Source organism: Alphaproteobacteria bacterium, assembly GCA_033344895.1.
Lineage (GTDB): Bacteria > Pseudomonadota > Alphaproteobacteria > UBA8366 > Aestuariispiraceae > Pacificispira.
This window is the reverse complement of sequence record JAWPMN010000001.1, coordinates 290,988-308,797: the sequence shown is the minus strand read 5'-3', so window position 1 is coordinate 308,797 and position 17,810 is coordinate 290,988. Positions and strand designations below refer to the sequence as shown.

The following is a 17,810-nucleotide window of genomic DNA, read 5'->3' as shown; positions in this document are numbered from 1 at the left end:
CCTTTATCGGTTCGTTTGTCGGTTCATTGTTTGCGTTCAGGCATAGCCGTCCTCCGGCTGCCATCGGGTCAGGGCGCGGGCGCCCGCATCGACCGCTGCGTAGAGCGTCAGCGCCATGACGGCGAGGACCAACAGGGCAGCGAACATCAGGTCGGTCTGCATGCGCCCATTCGCATGCAGCATCAGATAGCCGAGCCCGGCGGAGGACCCGACCCATTCCCCAACCACGGCGCCGATCGGGGCGACCGCGGTTGCCACCCTCAGGCCGCTGCCGAAGGCGGGCAGGGCGGCTGGCAGGCGCAGATGCAAAAGGGTCGTGGCGCGACTGCCGCCCATCACCCGGGCGAGATCGAGCCAGCCCGGATCGATGCGGCGCAGACCGTCGTAAAATGCGGCCGTGACCGGGAAGAAGATGATCAGCGTCGCCATCGCGATCTTCGAGGCCAGACCATAGCCGAACCAGAGTGTCAGAAGCGGGGCCAGTGCGAAGACCGGCAGGGCCTGGCTGACAACCAGCAACGGCATCAGCCAGCGTCGGACCGGTGCGACGGAGACAAGAAGCAGGGCGCTTGCCCCGCCAAATATGGTTCCCAGAGCGAGCCCGATCAGGATTTCCACCCCGGTAATGCCGGCATGGGGAAGGATCGACCAGAAGCGCTCGACCAGGACCCCGATCACCCGTGCGGGATCGGGCAGCATGAAGGGCGGGGCCTCGGTCAACCAGACCAGCAGCCACCAGGCGGCCAGCAATCCGACGGTCGTCACGGACAGGCGGAAGAGGCGTGTCATGCCACACGCTCCCCCGGACCCGCCAGGTTACGGGTCAGTTCCGCCGCCCTTGCGGCCATGACCTCGCTGCCGGGATCTCTTGGTCTTGCCGGGCTCGGCGGCGCCGCTGTTTCCTGCAGCCGCGCCGGCTCACCAGCCAGGATCAGGATGCGATCGGCCAGCCGCAAGGCCTCCATCGGATCGTGCGTCACAAGAAACACCGTACGATCCTGCAACAGCGATGCCGCCGATTCCTGAAGCCGGAACCGTGTCAGGGCGTCCAGCGCGGAAAAGGGCTCGTCCATCAGGACGACGGGTCGGTCTTCCATCAGGGTCCGGGCGAGCGCGACGCGTTGGCGCATTCCGCCCGACAAGGATGCGGGCCTGTCTTCGGACCGATCCGCCAGTCCGACCTGATCCAGCAGATGCATCGCGCGATGGCGATCCTGAGGTCCGATCTGTGTGCCGCGCAGACGCAGCCCCAAAAGCACATTGTCGACGACGCTGCGCCAGGGCAGCAGGAGGTCGCGCTGCGCCATGTAGGCTATGCGGCCGGTCAGTTCCGTCCCGTCTGTCGCCGAGACCTTCCCCCGAATTTCGCCGCCGTCTGCGGCCGGAAGTCCCGCCATCAGACGCAGCAGACTGGACTTTCCGACACCGCTTGGGCCCAGCAGCGCCGTCCAGCATCCACCCGACAATGTCAGCGAAAGGTCGTTGAAGACGGGGCGGCCGCCAAAGGACAGGCCGGCCGCTTCAACCGTTATGCCGGGAGATGCCATGACGGTCGGGTCCGGTGTCAGGCGCCGCGCATGGTCTGGTAGGCGGCCGTGCCGACCTCCGCCCAGCGTCGTGCCTTGCGCTGTGCCGCGGCATATGATTCCAGGATTTCCGGCCCGAGATGGGCGCCGTCCAGCGCTTCCTTCATGACGGTATCGGCCTCGCTCCGCGCCCGGGCCACAAGATCCTGCGGCAGGGCCATGAGTTCCACACCCCGTTCGCTGACCAACCGGTCCAAAGCGTCGGCATTCTTCCAGTCGGCTTCGGCGAGGGCATAGGCGTGCTCCGCCATGCAGGCATTCGTGACGATCTGTTTCAGCGCGTCCGGCAGCTCGTCATACAGCGATTTTCCGATCAGGCATTCGCCGGTACCATTCGGCTTGTTGAATCCCGGCCAGACATAGTACGGCGCGGCCTTGTAGAAGCCGAAGGCCTCGTCGATCCAGGGGCCGAGAAATTCCGCGCCGTCCACGGCGCCCGATGCCAGGCTGGTGAAGATGTCGGAGGCGGGGAGGGAGACCGGCGCCGCGCCCATGCGACGATAGATGTCGCCGCCGAAGCCGACGATGCGAACCTTCAGACCCTGCAGATCGTCGATGGAACGGATGGGTTTCTTGAACCACCCCCCCATCTGCATGCCGGTATTGCCGGCCATGAAGGGCTTGATGCCGAACGGCTCGTACAACTGATCCCAAAGTGCCTGTCCGCCGCCGTGATAGATCCATGCCATATGCTCGCGGGAGGTCAGGCCGAAAGGCACGGTGGTGAAATAGGCCGACGCCGCGGTCTTGCCGGTCCAGTAGACGGCGGCGGTATGCGCCATTTCGGCAGTGCCGCCACTGACGGCATCGAAGACCTCAAAGCCGGAAACCACTTCACCGGCACCGTAGACCTTGACCACGATCTTGCCGTCGGATGCTTCGGTTATGCGTTTGGCCAGGCGCTCTGCGGTCTGGCCTGGACCGGGCGAGTTCTTGGGCCAGGAGGTCAACATGCGCCATTTTCGAACGCCGTCCGCGATGGCGGGGGCGGGGAAGGCACTTGCGGCGGTCGCCAGGCCGATGGCGGCACCGCCGGTCAGGAGGGAGCGTCGGGTCGGAGTCATCGTCGGTTTGGTCATTTTCCAGCCTCTGCCCAATATGCGTGGAAGTGGTGAACAGGCCCGTGGCCGTGGCCGACCGACAGACGGTCCGCCGCGGCGATAGCATTTGCGATATAGGCCTTTGCGGATTTGACTGCGTCGTCCAGCGTTTCGCCTTTCGCCAGTCCGGCGGCAATGGCGCTGGAAAGGGTGCAGCCCGTCCCATGAGTGTTTTGCGTGTTGACCCGTCGGCCCGGCAGCCAGGTGCTGCCCTCCGCCGTCATCAGCAGGTCGGCGGAATCCTGCCCGGCCAGATGACCGCCCTTCAGGACGACGGCTCCGGGCCCCAGGTCCAGCAGAGCCTGTGCGGCTTCGACCATCGCATCCGGGTCGTCGATGGCGTCCTTGCGCTTCAGCAGTGCCGCGGCTTCCGGCAGATTCGGTGTGACGACATGGGCCATCGGCAACAGGTCGGCGACCAGCGCCGTGACGGCTTCCTGCGCCAGCAACGCGTCGCCGCTCTTGGCGACCATCACCGGGTCGAGAACGATCCAGTCCGGCTTGTGGGTCTGCAGACCGTCCCGAACTGCGCGGATCAGGGCTGCATCGCCCAGCATGCCGATCTTGACCGCATCGACGCCGATATCGTCGAAGACCGCATCCATTTGGGCCCGCACGAACTCCGGCGCGACCGGGCAGATCCCGGTAACGGCCCGCGTATTCTGTGCCGTCAGCGCGGTGATCGTGGAACAGCCATAGACGCCCAGGGCCGAGAACGTCTTGAGATCCGCCTGGATACCGGCGCCGCCGCCGCTGTCGGATCCGGCGATGGTCATGGCAATGGGGGTATTGGTCATGCGAAAGACCTTTCATGCTCGCGTTTCGCCGCATCGACCACGGCGCGCAATTGCTGCGCGGCGTTGAAGGGATCGGTCGAACGCGTAATGGCACTGACGACGCAGACACCGTCGACGCCTGCGGCGATGACCTCCGCGGCGCGCGTTCCATCGATTCCAGCGATGGCACACCGTGGCAGGCCCGGGGACCCGGCCGTCAGCACAGCGGCCATCTCGCGCAGACCGTCCAGGCCGATCGGCGGATCGGGATTGATCTTGCTCTCTGTCGAGAAGACGCCGCCGACGGACGCATAGTCGACGATGCCGGGCTCGACCGCTCTGGCTTCTGACGGGTTCTTGACTGTCACACCAACGATGCGGTCCGATCCGACAATGGCGCGTGCGTCGGCCGGGGAAAGGTCGTCGCGCCCCAGATGCACCCCGTCCGCACCGGCTGCGACCGCCACATCCGCGCGATCATTGATCAGCAGCGGCACTCCTGTCCCGTCGAGGGCTGCCTTCAAGGCGCGGGCGGAAGCAACCATGCCGCCGGTCGTCGAGGTCTTGTCGCGCAACTGGACCAGGGTCACGCCGCCCCGGACCGCATCCCGCACCAGCGGAGCCGGGTCGCCATCGACATGGGACGGGCCTACGATCAGATACAGGGTCAGGTCCAGGGAAGGCCGGGTCATGCGCTGTCCTCCGCGCGAAGTTCGTAGGATTCGATCCGCCTGGCGATCCGCTCGGCATCCAATGTCGACAGGCTGTCCAGCAGATGCACGGCAAGGCTGCCCGGCCCCGCCGCACGTTCTGCCGCTTCTGCCCCGGCCGCGCCGAAGGCTGCCAGCGCCGCCAGACCGGCCGCCAGCCGGTCTTTCGGATGGACGGCCAGAAACGCGGCCAGAATGGCGGAGAGGGCGCATCCTGTCGCCGTGATGCGTGCCAGCATCGGGTGCCCGACGGCCAGGGAGGCAAACCGCGTACCGTGTCGGACCCGATCCACCGCGCCGGTGCAGGCGATGATTCCGGCCAGCCCGGTCATTGAATTCGCCAGCGCCGCCGCTTCCGCATCATTGCAGCGAATGGCGGTCGGCCGCTCGGCAATCAGGGTTTCGGCCTCGGTCCTGCGGCGATCCGACCGGTCGACCATGACCGGGTCCAGAACCCAGGGTAGGCCGGATTTCGAGGCGACGGTCGCGGCCAGTCGCCGGACGGCCTTCTTTTCAGCGCTGGGCGTGCCCAGATTGATCAGAAGAGCGTCCGCACTGCGCAGGAAGTCCGGCAATTCCTCGGAATCTGCCGTGAGGCTTGGCACCGCGCCGATCGCCAGAAGGGCGTTGGCGGTGATCGGTTCGGCGACGGAATTCGTCAGGCAATGAACGCGAATGCCCCGCTCCGCGATCCGGTTCAGCAGATCGGCGGATAGGGTGGCCAGTTCAATTGCATTTCCAGGGGCCGTCACGGCGTGGATGTCCTTTCTCGTCACGGGCGGACGATGCGGGACCGGCTGCGGGGGGATTGCGTGGCCTGCCGGGGGCGGCCAAACGGTTATCTCCCTTCCCTACGCCGGTCCGAACCGGGTCAGGTTCCACGGGTCGACGGCACGCCGCCTCTCAGCCTCCATTAGGCACCCCGAGGAGATTTCTTTGGACGACACTACGCATTCGCGTCTTTCGGTCAAGCCCCGCCTGCAAGGGCGCACGCTGCTATCGACCAGTGATCCAGGGGCCTTTCAGGCGAACATCCGGCGCGCCGGTCGGCCCAGTGGCGATCAGCTCCAGCAGCGGGTCCGGCGTCCGGTGTCCGTATACCGACAACGAGGCCTGCAGGGCGTCTCTGCTGCGACTGACGCCAATTTTCCCGGTCACGGTCGCACCGTTGCCATCCAGCTGCAGATCGGCGTCCAGGGTGTCCGGCGCGATCTGAACAGTGCCGGTCAGGGGCGAGGTGGTGCCAAAACTCTCACGCAGCCGCGTGCGCAGCGTGTCGAAGTTTCCGAATTTGCCGCCACCACCGCGGCGAACATTCAAGGAGACATCGCCACTTATCGCCAGATCGCCGCTCGCTGTCGCAAGCGCGGAAAACAGGCTGCGCCCTTGTCCCGTTATGCTGCCTGACAGTCGGATTTCCCCTTCCGGAAGAACCGGGAAGCCGCTGCGCGCGGCGAACAGACCGATGTCCAGATCCATCGCCATGACCGTCAGGTCGACCTGTCGGGCGGACGGCGTTCCATCCAGACGCAGGGCCCCCGAGAATCGCATGCCGGGTGTTTCGGCAGACAGTCCGTTGCAAAGCCAGACCGCCCCTTCAGCGCCGTTACATCGGGCTTCAATGTGGAACAGGCTGATATCCCCCAGGTTCAACGCGCCTTTTGTGATCTCCAGAACGGGCTGCGGGCCGGGTTCGAAAAGGCCGCTGATCCGGGCATCGCCGCCGCTGCCGAGGGCTTCGACGGCATATCCGAAGCCAACTTTGGGATTTCCCGAGACATCAAGGGTGACGGTTGTCTCGCCCAGCGATGCCATACGGGCGGCCTGTCGGGCGGGCATGCCGAGGGCGCCGAGAAAACGATCCGGCGTTGGCGTTTCCAGGCGCAGGGAAAGGTCCGCGGGCAGGGAAGCATTGGCAAGATCGACCTCGAATGTCCCTGTGGCCGTGGCGCTGGCGAGGGATGCGGCGCGCAATGTGCCTTGCAGCCGTTCGGCCGGCCGGTAGCTCAACTCCGCCCCGGCGCCATCAATTCGGACGCCCGATATCGTAGCCTGATCCACGGATAGCGAGAGCCTGTGATTTGACCCCGCGGTCGTCGGTGGCAAAGCCGCAAGCAGGCCCAGTCCCAGTTTGGTCGCCCCGCTACCCTGCGGGACATGACGGTCCAGGTTCAGGCGGTCCCCTTGCAGAAGAAGATCGACACCCTGATCCGTTCGGGCCGACAGGGCGCCTGCCCAGGACGTTTCGTCGACCCGACCATAAAGCTCTGTGATCTCCAGACCTTCGCCATCCGCATAGACACGCGCGGATACATCGACGGATCTCAGCCGATCTTTTGGCAAGGCTTCCAGCGGGGCCATCGCGTCGGGATAGAACGCGACCAGCGCCGATCGGACATCCGGGCTGACGACCGCAACTTCCCCGTCGACCACCCATCCCGTCTGGTCGGGGCGCAGGCTTCCGAAAAGGCTGATATCGGTTTCGCCGGGAAGAATGGCGGATGCGTTTTCGATCACCGCCAAGCCGCCGCCGGCCGCAAGTACGATCTGAAGCTGGCGCAGGGCGCCGCCGGGGGTATCGATCCGATCGGCCAGAACCCGCGCGGTCACGTCGATGCCGGAAAAATCGTCGAGCGCCTTGGACAGATCTCTGGCGATCCAGGCGGGGGTGGGCGGCGTGTCCGTAAAGTCGGCGCGTTTCAGCGCTACCGCCAGATCAAAGGCATTGCGCGGGCCGGGAACGATGGTGGCCGTCGCCTTTCCTGTCAGGCGCTTCGTGTCGATCCGTTCCGCACCGATGGAGACGATGCCGGCGGGAGAAACCGTCACCGTGGCGTCGACGGTCGCGGCCCCGTCGCCGATGAGACGGGTGACAGCCTCCGCATTCAGGGTCGACAGGAAGCCGGCCTCCTCCAGTATCAGAGTGACCGTCCCGCTCCATCCGCCGTCCTCGGTCGGTGCCCCGTCCAGAACAAGGTCCGACGCGCTGGGCCCATGGGCAAGAGTGAGCACCAATCCGCCCTTGCCATCGCCCTCCACGGCGATGCCGACGGGTTCGCCGGAAAGCCGTGCTTCACCGTCGAACCCGAACAGGCGGCCATTGCCGGTACCCAGTGCGAGACGGCCATCGATCTGTTCGACGGTATCCGGCAGCCATGTCGGACCACCGGTGAGGGTGAGCCGACCGTCCTGGACATCCACGGAGGTTCGGCCGGCATAGGGCGCTGCCTCGTTCTGCATGAAGGGCAGGGTCAGGTCGGCCTCGACCAGTTCCACGTCGCGCGGCTGCATCCTTCCGGTTAGGAGGGCGCGGGGATTCAAACTTCCACGCAGCCAGCGGATATGGCCGTTGGCCGTTTCACCAGATACGCGGATATCCGCCGCGGTGATGCGGGGCTGTGGCAGCAGTTCGATTCTGAGCGGCCCGCGCAGATCAACCTTCACACCCAGCTCGTTCGACATGAAGGCGGCGATTTCGGGCTTGAACGGGCTCCAGTCCACCATGCGGGGGCCAAACCAAAGGGCGGCAAGCAGCCCGACGGCACAGCCGAGGCTTCCCCACAATTTCCAGCGGCGAGACCTGGATGCGGGTCCCGTCATGATAAGCCCCCTTGCGATGCACCCCCTGCGAACATGCGTTTCGGGTCGACGCTGGACGTCCGACCCGAAACGCCATTAGCTTAAACCAGCAATCCTTCCCGACAAGGCGGAGACACCTGATGGCCGAGATCGTCAATCTGCGCACCATGCGGAAACGCAAGGACCGTGCCGAGAAATCGGCAAAGGCGGAGGAAAACCGTCATCTTTTCGGACGGACGAAGGCCGAAAAAGCGGAGAAGAGGGCCCGTATGGAAAAGGTCGACCGCGACCTCGACGGCAAGAAGCTGGACCGGGACTGAACCGCTATCGGTCCATCCTGTCCCGCTTGTGCGCTTCGCGGATAATGCGTTTGTTCAGGATCCGGACCGCGCCGACCATCAGCAATCGCATGTCGGCGACGATATAGTCTGCAAGGTCATCGTCGGAAATGTCGGTGCCGTCGATGTCCAGCCGGAATCCCTGGCCCTGCAATCCGCCGCCATTGGAAAAGTCGATCTCGAAATCAAACAGGACACGATGGTCTGATCCGGAAGGTTGCGTATGTCGTGCGTTCATGTCGTGCCGCTCCAGAAAGTGAAGGGGGCACGCTAACGCCGGTTCAGTCGGCTGAGAAACGATGTCTCGCGATGGAATTGATCGCCGATTTCGATGATCGACGGGATCGGCCTCAGGCGCGTTCCAGTCGGTCCCGGCCACGATCCTTCGCCTTCAGGAGGGCCCGATCCGCCCGGTTGATCAGGTCCGAGGAATCGCGGTCTTCCGAATCCAGTTCGGTAATGCCCACACTGACCGTGATCGACAGACTGCCGCGCGGCAGCGGAAAGGCGAGGTCGCTCAACCGGCGCCGCAAACGGTCCAGCACGGCCGACCCGCCGGACAGGCCGACCTGGGGCAGGCAGACCGCGAATTCGGTACCGCCAATCCGGCCCGCCACGTCCATTTCCCGCAGGATGCGAACCGTATGACCGGCGACCGCGTTCAGGACATGGTCGCCGGTCCCGACGCCGTGGCGAGCATTGATTTCCTGCAATCTGTCGACATCGATCAGCGCAACGGCCAGCGGATCGTCGCCGCGCCTGGCCCGCGCGATTTCCCCGTCGAGCCGGGATAGAAAGGCACGCCGGTTCATCAGGCCTGTCAAGCCATCAGCGATGGATTGGGACTGGCGATCTCCCCTTTCCGTCCATAGCGCCGCGCGTGCCTCGGCGAGGTCCAGAAGTATTGAAATCCGGTTTCGCAGTTCGGCGGGATGGGCGTCGCGACGGCAGATTTCCTGTGCGCCGGCTGCAAGGGCGGCGGCCGGCGTGGCCGCGTCATCGCCGTTCAGGATGGACAAGAGCGCCGTTCCGGCTCTCTCGGCGACCGGCCTCAGCACTTTCAGCGTTTCGATATGGGCATCGCCGCCACCTGCCACGATCAGGGCCGCCGCCGGCTTTTCCGACATGATCCACGCAGAGACTTTGTCCCGTTCGTCGAAACGTGTCGTCCGCACCCTGGTCAGGGCGGTCAGGTCTTTGTCCAGGCGTCCTGCCAGGCTGTGATCGCGAGAGTAGATGGCGATGCGCATGCCACATACATTAAGGCAACACTGCGGCCCGGAAAATCGCCCAGATGCGTATTCGGTATTTTCGCAAATGACTGTCGCGCCATTGACGATACCGGCGCCGATGCTGCGCTGCGCCGACAGAAACCTTGCGTCATGATTCTGCCAAAGCCCTTGCAAGCCCCGGCAGGCAGGGCCCAAATGCCCGGCGCGTTCGCAGTCTCGGAGATTCGATAATGTGCCGTTGGTTGGCTTACTGGGGACCGCCCCTGTTTTTGGAAGATCTGGTCGCAAAGCCCGACCATTCCCTGATCCATCAAAGCCTGCACGCGGCGGAGGCGAAGACCGAAACCAACGGCGACGGGTTCGGGCTGGGCTGGTATGGCGAACGGCCGGAGCCAGGCCTGTACCGTGAGATACTGCCGGCCTGGAACGACGAAAATCTGAAGCATCTGTCGGCGCAGATCCGGTCCCGGCTGTTTTTTGCCCATGTACGCGCGTCGACCGGGACCGCGACCACCCGGTCCAACTGCCATCCCTTTGCCCACGGCCGATGGTTGTTCATGCATAACGGCCAGATCGGCGGTTATGGCCTGATCCGGCGCAAGCTGGAGCAGATGCTGCCGGACGAGTACTATCTCAGCCGCCAGGGAACCACCGATTCCGAACTGATTTTCCTGCTTGCGCTCTCACTGGGACTGGACAGCGACCCTATCGGGTCGATGGCGGAAAGTCTCGGGATCGTGCGGCGTGAAATGTCACAGGCCGGGATTGACGACCCCCTGCGGTTTACCGCGGTCCTGTCGGACGGAAACCGGATATTCGCTTTCCGCTGTGCATCGGATTCCATGGCGCCGACCCTGTATTACACGGGGGCCGGCAGCGCCGCATTGACGCTGGTATCCGAACCACTGGACACGGATCGGCCGCGATGGACCGCCGTGCCGCAGGCTCATGTCATCTCCGTCTGCGAGAACGGAAGGCTCTCGACCGAAGGCTTTGTCGTCTGAAACGCCTCAGTGAATCTGCATCCACGCATCCGTGAAGCGGGTGTCGCCCGGTGTGACCAGATCGTATCGCGCGACCCGGACCGAGTGCAGCGGTCCATCGATGTTCTCGACCCAGAAGTCGAGGAAACGATGCAGTTCGGGATATTTTGGGGCGATATCGTAATGCTGCCATATGAAGCTTTGCAGCAATCCTGGATGATCGGGCATGTGATAGAGAATTTCGGCGGTGGAAAGCCGGTAGCCCTTCATCTGCAGGGAAAGTCCGTCCGTGGCGGCCGGGGTATCGGTACCTGACATAAGGTTACGCCTCCTACTGTCGCGGTTGTTGCTTTTCTTCGCGAACGGGAGGTGCGTTTCGGCGCCAGTTCAGGCGGGGAGTCGCATCTCCCGCATATCTGAATTTTGCCTCCAATTCGTATGTTGCTGCAATAGAAATAGTTTATTTTCAGTAGGTTGGCAGCCGGCCGCATTGAGTGCTGATAATTTCTTCCAAACCCTCTTGAAAGCCGTGAAGGATTTTCATACATGGATCGCGCGCGGATTGGCACTCCAATGCCAAGAGTGCCAATCCATATTCAGCATGACAAACCTTTGTCTAAAGAATGGAGGAGGTTCAATCATGGCATTCCGTCCCTTGCACGACCGGGTTCTGGTTCGTCGCGTCGAAGAGGATCAGAAGACGGCCGGTGGGATCATCATCCCGGACACCGCCAAGGAAAAGCCGATGCAGGGCGAAGTCGTCGCTGTCGGTAACGGCCATATCCAGGAAGACGGCTCCGTCCGCGCCCTGGATGTGAAGGCCGGTGATTACGTGCTGTTCGGCAAATGGTCCGGTACGGAAGTGAAGATCGACGGCGAAGAGCTGCTGATCATGAAGGAAAGCGACATTCTGGGCGTCATGGACGCGCCGGTCGCGAAGAAGAAGGCCGCCTAAGACGGGGTCTTCGGACAAACCGTTACTGCCACAACCTGATACGGAGTAGCGAATTATGGCTGCAAAAGAAGTTAAATTCTCGACCGACGCGCGCGACCGCATGCTGCGCGGCGTCGATATCCTGGCGAACGCCGTCAAAGTCACGCTGGGCCCGAAAGGCCGCAACGTCGTGATCGACAAGTCCTTCGGTGCCCCGCGCATCACGAAGGATGGCGTCACGGTCGCCAAGGAAATCGAACTGAAGGACAAGTTCGAAAACATGGGCGCCCAGATGGTGCGCGAAGTCGCGTCGAAGACGAACGATCTGGCCGGTGACGGCACGACGACGGCGACGGTTCTGGCCCAGGCCATCGTGCGCGAAGGCGCCAAGGCCGTGGCCGCCGGCATGAACCCGATGGATCTGAAGCGCGGCATCGACCTGGCCGTCGAAACGGTCGTGGCGGATATCGCCAAGCGCGCACGCAAGATCGAAAAGAACAGCGAAATCGCCCAGGTCGGCACGATTTCCGCCAACGGCGACAAGTCGGTCGGCGACATGATCGCCGAAGCGATGGAAAAGGTCGGCAACGAAGGCGTGATCACGGTTGAAGAAGCCAAGTCGCTGGACACCGAACTGGAAGTCGTCGAAGGCATGCAATTCGACCGCGGCTACCTGTCGCCGTACTTCGTGACCGACAGCGACCGCATGCAGGCCGAACTGGAAGACCCGTACATCCTGCTGCACGAGAAGAAGCTGTCCAACCTGCAGGCCCTGCTGCCGGTGCTGGAAAGCGTTGTTCAGAACGGCAAGCCGCTGCTGATCATCGCCGAAGACGTCGAAGGCGAGGCGCTGGCGACCCTGGTCGTCAACAAGCTGCGTGGCGGCCTGAAGGTCGCGGCCGTCAAGGCCCCAGGCTTCGGCGACCGTCGCAAGGCCATGCTGGAAGACATGGCGATCCTGACCGGTGGTACGGTCATTTCCGAAGACGTCGGCATCAAGCTTGAAAACGTGACCCTCGACATGCTGGGCCGCGCCAAGAAGGTTTCGATCACGAAGGACGAAACCACCATCGTCGACGGCGCCGGCAAGAAGAAGGAAATCGAGGCGCGCTGCGGCCAGATCAAGTCGCAGATCGAGACCACGACCTCCGACTATGACCGTGAGAAGCTGCAGGAACGCCTGGCGAAGCTGGCGGGCGGCGTCGCCGTCATCCGCGTCGGCGGTGCGACCGAGGTCGAAGTGAAAGAGAAGAAGGATCGCGTCGACGACGCCCTGCACGCGACCCGCGCGGCCGTGGAAGAAGGCATCGTCGCCGGCGGCGGCACCGCGCTTCTCTACTCGCTGCAGGCGCTGGACAAACTCCAGGCCGGCAACGACGACCAGAAGGTCGGCATCGAAATCATCCGCAAGGCCCTGACCGCCCCGGCGCGTCAGATTGCCGACAACGCGGGTGCGGACGGCGCCGTCATCGTCGGCAAGCTGCGCGAATCGAAGGACACCAACTGGGGCTACAACGCCCAGACCGGCGAATTCGTCGACCTGATGAAGGAAGGCGTCATCGACCCGGCGAAGGTCGTCCGCTGCGCCCTGCAGGACGCCGCGTCGGTCTCCGGCCTGCTGATCACGACCGAAGCCATGGTCGCGGACAAGCCGGAACCGAAAGAGCACAGCCATGGCGGCGGTATGCCGGACATGGGCGGCATGATGTAAGCCATCGGCTGCATCTGCGAATGCTTGGGAAAGGGCGGTGCCGCGGGCACCGCCCTTTCTTCTTTGAAGCGGGCTGCCGGGTCGGTCAATACAACGAAATCTTAACTGTTCCGGGGTTATCTGACGGGTGCAGATAAGTGGTCCGAATGGGAATGCGGACCGTAAAACTTGGGAAAACTGGCGGGACGGGCGCATTGCATAGTATGGTTAACGCCCGGCAGGCGGGGGCACAGGACCGACCGGAGTACAAATCGTCCTTAGAATGGGGCCGACAGCACGGACTGCGCGGGCCGGAAATCGGCCCGATTCCCTCCCGGACCCGGCGAACTTATCAAGAGTGTCGGGGCTTATGATTAAGGGCGACCTTGAGGCCATTATCACGGCGCATGAACGCTTTCTGGAACGGAAGCCGAGCGGAAAGCGCGCGCTGCTGAAATATGCCGACCTTGACGGGGTCAGGATGCAGGGGCGCATCCTGGACGAGGCAGACTTCAGCGGCGCGAACCTGACCAGTGCCCGGCTGGATCGCGCGTCCTTCCAATACGCCAACTTCTACGGAGCCAATATGTCCCGCGCGGTGCTGGACGGCGCGAAACTTCATCGTTCGGACCTGCGGGGGACATGTTTCCGCGGGGCGTCTCTGAATGGTGCCGTAATGACGGAAGTGGACGTTCGGGAAGCGGTACTGGCGCAAGCCGACAAGCATGCCGGGCTCGAAAACCTCAGCGGCAACATGCAGGAGCCGGATATGTCCGGCGCATCCGTGCATGGGGCCAACATGACCGGGGCCAAGATCGGAAACAGCTTCGCGCTGGCGGCGGATTTTACCGGTGCTGAACTACGCGGCGTGACCTTTCGGCAGGCGGATCTGCGCAATGCGGTCTTCACCAACGCCAATCTGATGGGAACCAGCTTTTCCGGCTGCAAGGTCGACAATGCGGATTTTCGGGGCGCGATCCTGACCGATGTGGAGATCGCCGACTGCAGTTTCGATGGTGCGGATCTGACGGGCGCGATTGCGGACTTTGCGCTTCTGTCCAGCCCGATGCTGTCAAATGCGAAGCTGCCGGAGGCCTTCGCCGAGGCGGAGGAGGACATCGAAGGCATGAAGGAGGCGCATCGGCGGTGGGTTCAGTCGAACTCGTCCGATGGGGCGCGCCTTGCGCTGGAGGGCGTGTCGCTTCGTGGGGTGGACTGGCAGGGTGCGGTTCTGGCCGCAGCGCATATCCGGCGGACTTGCCTCTACGAATCCAATCTTTCGATGGCCAATATGGCATTGGTCGACATGACAGGGTCGGATCTGCGTATGGCTAGACTGGTTGAAGCGGATATGCGCGGCGCCCGACTGGGTGGCGCGCATTGCAACGAGGCCGACCTAACCGATGCCAATCTCAGTCCGCTTGTGCTGACCGACCGCAAACGGACGATGACGGCGAATCTGAGGAACGCCGTCTTGACCGGGGCTCGACTGTGCAACGCGAATTTCCGGCGCGCCGACCTGACTGGCGCCGATCTGCGCCGGGCGGATCTGACCGGAACCGATTTTGCCGGCGCCACGTTGAACGGGGCCAGCCTGGAGGGGGCGGTATTCTCCAGTACGAATTTCGAAGGCTGTGAGACAAAAGGGTGCATCGGTCTGCCAGAGGCAGCGTCGGGAGATATGGCGCCATGAAGGACCGAAATCCCTACCTGCCGCTGCCACGGATCGAACTCCAGGGCGGGACCATTGTGAACGCCGATATCCCGGCACTGGCGATGCTGGCCGGTACCGGCCGCGGCGTCATCGGACGCCGACTTACCGATTTCGTGGAATTCAAGCTTGGAACGGATCCTTTGTCAGACCCGCCGCCGACGCAGGACGGACGCTGGGTACGGGCGCAATTGAAGGCCGGGGGCGGCCTGGCGCTGTTTGCCGAGCAGGGGGAGGCCGGTGCCGATGTGCTGGCGGTATACCTCTTCCCGACGGATGAGAGCGCGGCCGGCATGCTGCTGACGGAACGTTCGGCCCCCAACGACGCGTTGACACAGCTGTTTTCGAACCTCTCCCATGAAATGTTGACGCCGCTAAACGCGGTGATCGGTTTCAGCGAAGTCATCGGCAATCAGCATTTCGGTCCAGTATCCGAGCAGTATCGAAACTATGCTAAGGATATCAATGCCTCCGGTCTTTACCTGCTTGCCATGGTGAAGAGCATGCTGGAACTCGGGAAGCTGAGTTCCGGGCCGGAGGCAATGGATGAGACGACCGTCGAACTGCGCGAAATCCTGCAGAGCGCGATGCGCATAGTCAGTGGCCTTGCAAGTCAGAAGGGCAGCATGATCGATCTGGTTGGGTTCGACGAGGCGCCCACCCTGTTTGCCGACGAATTGAAGCTCACTCAGGTTTTCACGAATCTGCTTTCCAACGCCCTAAAATATTCCCAAAGGGGAAGCAAAATCAGGGCGGTTTATGATGGTGTCACCGGCGGATTTGCCGTCGTTCGGGTGATCGATCCCGGCATCGGCATGTCTGAACAGGATATCGTCACTGCGATGATGCCCTTCGGGCGGGCATCGTATAGTTTCAACGCTGCGGAGCCGGGCACGGGGCTTGGCTTGCCGATCGCGCGCGCTATCGTCGCTTCCCATGGTGGCTGGCTCGAAGTGAAGAGCAGCCCCGGAATGGGCACGACGGTGATCGTCGCGTTGCCGGAAGACCGAATTCTGAGCGACGACGCGGGCGGTCTGGCCGGATTGCTCGGGACTCTCGACTGACACCGACCTTCGTTGGAGCAGCAATGGCAAGAAAACCGGAAACCGACATCGAGTCGGCGGTCATCCAGTCCGCCATGACACTGTTTGCAGAGCGGGGGTATCGCGCCGTCCGGCTGGCGGATATCGCCCTGCATGCGGGATGCGACCTTGGCGACCTGCGCCGACGCTTCGACGACAAGTCCGCGATTCTGGGGCGGTTTCTGATCGGCATCGATGCGGCGGTGTTGGGCGACGATCCCGATTTCGGCGAGGAGGAATCCGTTCGGGACCGACTTTTCGATCTGCTGATGCGCCGGTTCGATGCCCTCCAGCCCCATCGTGATGCCCTGGCGTCGGTACGACGGGACCTGCGTGGCGACCTGCCTGCCATGCTGTGCCTCGCACCACAGGGGCTGAGGGCGCTGGGTTGGTATCTGGAGGCTGCGGGAGAGTCGGCGGACGGTCTTGCCGGTGCGATCCGGATCAAGGGGCTGGCGGCGGTCTGGCTGAATTGTCTCAATGTCTGGTTCAAGGACGACAGCGAAGACCTTTCCAAAACGATGGCGGAACTGGACAAATCGCTGGCCCGCGCGGAGCGTGCGGCGAACTGGTTTGCCGGCCTGCCCGGCCCCCGACGGCCATCTGGGAGCGCGCCCGAAGACGCCGCCGCCGCGGGTGATGCGGATAGCCCGGCAGGTGGAGGAGAGAATGGGTCGGAGAATGGGGCCCGGGCTTGAACGCCATCGTCGATATCGTTCACCGCTATTTGCGCGATCCGGAGACAAGCTGGACCATCGGTGTCTTCGGGGCTTTGGCGGAATTCCATCGCGAACCCGGCCAGGCCGATGACATCCGACTGGACTCGTTCGGCGGAACGGTGATCGGGCAGGGCGGTGCGTTGCGCGTCGCACTCTCCGATCAGGCACGGCTCGCGCCCTACGAATTCCTGACCAGACGCCGGGCCTTCTGGCTGCATGGCGTCAATATCTGCCTCCCGACGCCGGCCGCCGCCATCGGCCGCTTCATCGGCATCACGGAGGTGGGGCCGGATGGCGATGCGATCCTCGATGAAGATCGGGCGGCCATTCTGTTCGACCTCGGTCTCGGCTTCGAGACGATGCAGGCCATGGTGCGTACGGACGACCCGGCGCTGATCCAGGGCCTGCGCGACCTGCAGGGCACGGACATTCTTGGAGCCTCCGGCACGCGGGCCTGGGAAATGCTTCTCGAAGGGCAGCCGCACCGGGTGTTTCGCAGTCTGCTTGGCCGCATAGAAGTCCATAACCCGATACCGGTGCCTGGGGGCAGTACGGCACCCGGCCCGCACACCCATATCCTGCCCGATCTGCTCTCGGCGCGGCGAACCCACTCCGCGAATGTGCCGGTTCCCGACGGATTTGTTCCCGTACTGCATTTCTGTCCGCCCAACCCGATCCTGCAGCGCGACGGGGACTCGGCGCCCCGTCTGGATCGCGAAAGGATGACGGAGTTTTCGCAGTTGCTGGACCGCTATGGGGAGGCTGAACTGGAGGCGGCCAAGCGCTTGGTTCGGGCCAGGCTCGCAGCCGGAGAGTCGCCGCCGGATCCGCATGGCTTCAACCGGCGACAGCGCACGGCCGTTCGGGTGGCCTTGCGAAAACTGGCGGCTATGAGCCCGGGAAGCGCCGATATCGCACACTGGCAATCGATCTTTGAGACACAACAGGACGATACGGCTGTCGGCTGAAACCCGTCAGATGATGTCGTCTTCGTCCGTCACGAGATTGCTGAGCGCGGAGAGACTCTTGCGGAGTTTCTGGCGTGCCATGAGCTTGCGCTGCGCTTCGACAGGGAAATCGGTGAAGTTGAGGATGTTCCGTGCCACGAGCACGTCGATCAGATCCTCGGAGATACGCGCCATTTCTGTATCCGTCGCGCTCAGCCTGTCCATCATGGCACTGGGGCTGGCGCCGCGCAGATAGCGGATCACCTCGGGGTGATCATTCGGCAGAAACTCTTTGGCATGCGGGGCCGGCCGGTCCCCGATTCCGTTGATCCGGCCTTCATCGTCGCGTGAAACATACGGCATCGACCGTTTCGTCCTCTTGTCCGAGACAGTGCCGAAGAGTGTAGGAACGGGCCGGTCATC

General features: G+C 63.5%; 19 protein-coding genes and 1 riboswitch. Of the genes, 8 read left to right on the top strand and 11 right to left on the bottom strand.

Annotated elements, in window-relative coordinates; all coding sequences use genetic code 11:
- Positions 1-36: 36 nt before the first annotated feature.
- From R8L07_01465 to R8L07_01435, 7 genes are all read right to left on the bottom strand, one after another.
- Positions 37-789, bottom strand: a complete 753-nt coding sequence (locus tag R8L07_01465) for an ABC transporter permease (protein MDW3204181.1) — start codon at positions 787-789, stop codon at positions 37-39.
- Positions 786-1,547: an ABC transporter ATP-binding protein gene (locus tag R8L07_01460; protein MDW3204180.1), complete on the bottom strand. Its 762-nt coding sequence runs from the start codon at positions 1,545-1,547 to the stop codon at positions 786-788. Before R8L07_01460 ends, R8L07_01465 begins: the two co-directional genes overlap by 4 nt.
- 17 nt (positions 1,548-1,564) lie before the next feature.
- Entirely contained in the window at positions 1,565-2,665 is a 1,101-nt protein-coding gene (locus R8L07_01455) for a TRAP transporter substrate-binding protein (protein ID MDW3204179.1), read from the bottom strand.
- Positions 2,662-3,483, bottom strand: coding sequence for a bifunctional hydroxymethylpyrimidine kinase/phosphomethylpyrimidine kinase (thiD, locus tag R8L07_01450; GenBank protein MDW3204178.1), 822 nt, complete (start codon positions 3,481-3,483; stop codon positions 2,662-2,664). Before thiD ends, R8L07_01455 begins: the two co-directional genes overlap by 4 nt.
- Positions 3,480-4,154, bottom strand: coding sequence for a thiamine phosphate synthase (thiE, locus tag R8L07_01445; protein MDW3204177.1), 675 nt, complete (start codon positions 4,152-4,154; stop codon positions 3,480-3,482). Before thiE ends, thiD begins: the two co-directional genes overlap by 4 nt.
- Entirely contained in the window at positions 4,151-4,924 is a 774-nt protein-coding gene (locus R8L07_01440; protein ID MDW3204176.1) for a hydroxyethylthiazole kinase, read from the bottom strand. Before R8L07_01440 ends, thiE begins: the two co-directional genes overlap by 4 nt.
- A 78-nt stretch (positions 4,925-5,002) precedes the next feature.
- A riboswitch (TPP riboswitch) is annotated at positions 5,003-5,107 on the bottom strand.
- Between the two features lie 61 nt (positions 5,108-5,168).
- The gene (locus R8L07_01435) at positions 5,169-7,772 is read right to left on the bottom strand and encodes a hypothetical protein (protein ID MDW3204175.1); all 2,604 of its coding nucleotides are present in this window, start codon (positions 7,770-7,772) and stop codon (positions 5,169-5,171) included.
- 119 nt (positions 7,773-7,891) lie between these two features.
- On the opposite strand from R8L07_01435, the gene R8L07_01430 reads away from it, so the two are divergent.
- A complete protein-coding gene (locus R8L07_01430; GenBank protein ID MDW3204174.1) occupies positions 7,892-8,071 on the top strand; it encodes a DUF4169 family protein in 180 nt (59 codons plus the stop codon).
- A 4-nt stretch (positions 8,072-8,075) separates the two neighbouring features.
- Here R8L07_01430 and R8L07_01425 read toward each other — a convergent pair whose 3' ends face one another.
- Together R8L07_01425 and R8L07_01420 are read right to left on the bottom strand one after the other, a co-directional pair.
- Positions 8,076-8,327 carry a cyclase gene (locus R8L07_01425; protein MDW3204173.1) on the bottom strand — a complete coding sequence of 84 codons (252 nt, stop codon included), beginning with the start codon at positions 8,325-8,327 and terminating at the stop codon, positions 8,076-8,078.
- 112 nt (positions 8,328-8,439) lie between these two features.
- Positions 8,440-9,339 carry a GGDEF domain-containing protein gene (locus tag R8L07_01420; protein MDW3204172.1) on the bottom strand — a complete coding sequence of 300 codons (900 nt, stop codon included), beginning with the start codon at positions 9,337-9,339 and terminating at the stop codon, positions 8,440-8,442.
- Positions 9,340-9,551: 212 nt separating this feature from the next.
- Here R8L07_01420 and R8L07_01415 point away from each other — a divergent pair, with 212 nt between their 5' ends.
- The gene (locus tag R8L07_01415) at positions 9,552-10,325 is read left to right on the top strand and encodes a class II glutamine amidotransferase (GenBank protein MDW3204171.1); all 774 of its coding nucleotides are present in this window, start codon (positions 9,552-9,554) and stop codon (positions 10,323-10,325) included.
- A gap of 6 nt (positions 10,326-10,331) precedes the next feature.
- Here the strand turns inward: R8L07_01415 and R8L07_01410 are convergent, their stop codons facing one another.
- Entirely contained in the window at positions 10,332-10,622 is a 291-nt protein-coding gene (locus tag R8L07_01410; protein MDW3204170.1) for an usg protein, read from the bottom strand.
- A gap of 322 nt (positions 10,623-10,944) precedes the next feature.
- Between R8L07_01410 and groES the strand changes: the two genes are divergently transcribed.
- The 6 genes from groES to R8L07_01380 all read left to right on the top strand — a co-directional run bounded on the left by groES (position 10,945) and on the right by R8L07_01380 (position 17,408).
- Positions 10,945-11,259: a co-chaperone GroES gene (gene groES / locus R8L07_01405; protein MDW3204169.1), complete on the top strand. Its 315-nt coding sequence runs from the start codon at positions 10,945-10,947 to the stop codon at positions 11,257-11,259.
- A 55-nt stretch (positions 11,260-11,314) separates the two neighbouring features.
- Positions 11,315-12,949 (top strand): chaperonin GroEL, encoded by a 1,635-nt coding sequence (groL, locus tag R8L07_01400; protein MDW3204168.1) that lies wholly within the window; start codon positions 11,315-11,317, stop codon positions 12,947-12,949.
- A 349-nt stretch (positions 12,950-13,298) separates the two neighbouring features.
- Positions 13,299-14,621, top strand: a complete 1,323-nt coding sequence (locus R8L07_01395; GenBank protein ID MDW3204167.1) for a pentapeptide repeat-containing protein — start codon at positions 13,299-13,301, stop codon at positions 14,619-14,621.
- Positions 14,618-15,703, top strand: coding sequence for a HAMP domain-containing sensor histidine kinase (locus R8L07_01390; protein ID MDW3204166.1), 1,086 nt, complete (start codon positions 14,618-14,620; stop codon positions 15,701-15,703). Before R8L07_01395 ends, R8L07_01390 begins: the two co-directional genes overlap by 4 nt.
- A gap of 23 nt (positions 15,704-15,726) precedes the next feature.
- Positions 15,727-16,419 (top strand): helix-turn-helix domain-containing protein, encoded by a 693-nt coding sequence (locus tag R8L07_01385; protein MDW3204165.1) that lies wholly within the window; start codon positions 15,727-15,729, stop codon positions 16,417-16,419.
- Positions 16,416-17,408 (top strand): hypothetical protein, encoded by a 993-nt coding sequence (locus R8L07_01380; GenBank protein MDW3204164.1) that lies wholly within the window; start codon positions 16,416-16,418, stop codon positions 17,406-17,408. Before R8L07_01385 ends, R8L07_01380 begins: the two co-directional genes overlap by 4 nt.
- 6 nt (positions 17,409-17,414) lie before the next feature.
- On the opposite strand, the gene R8L07_01375 is transcribed toward R8L07_01380, so the two are convergent.
- On the bottom strand, positions 17,415-17,750 hold the full coding sequence (locus R8L07_01375; protein MDW3204163.1) for a hypothetical protein: 336 nt from the start codon (positions 17,748-17,750) through the stop codon (positions 17,415-17,417).
- Between the last annotated feature and the right edge of the window lie 60 nt (positions 17,751-17,810).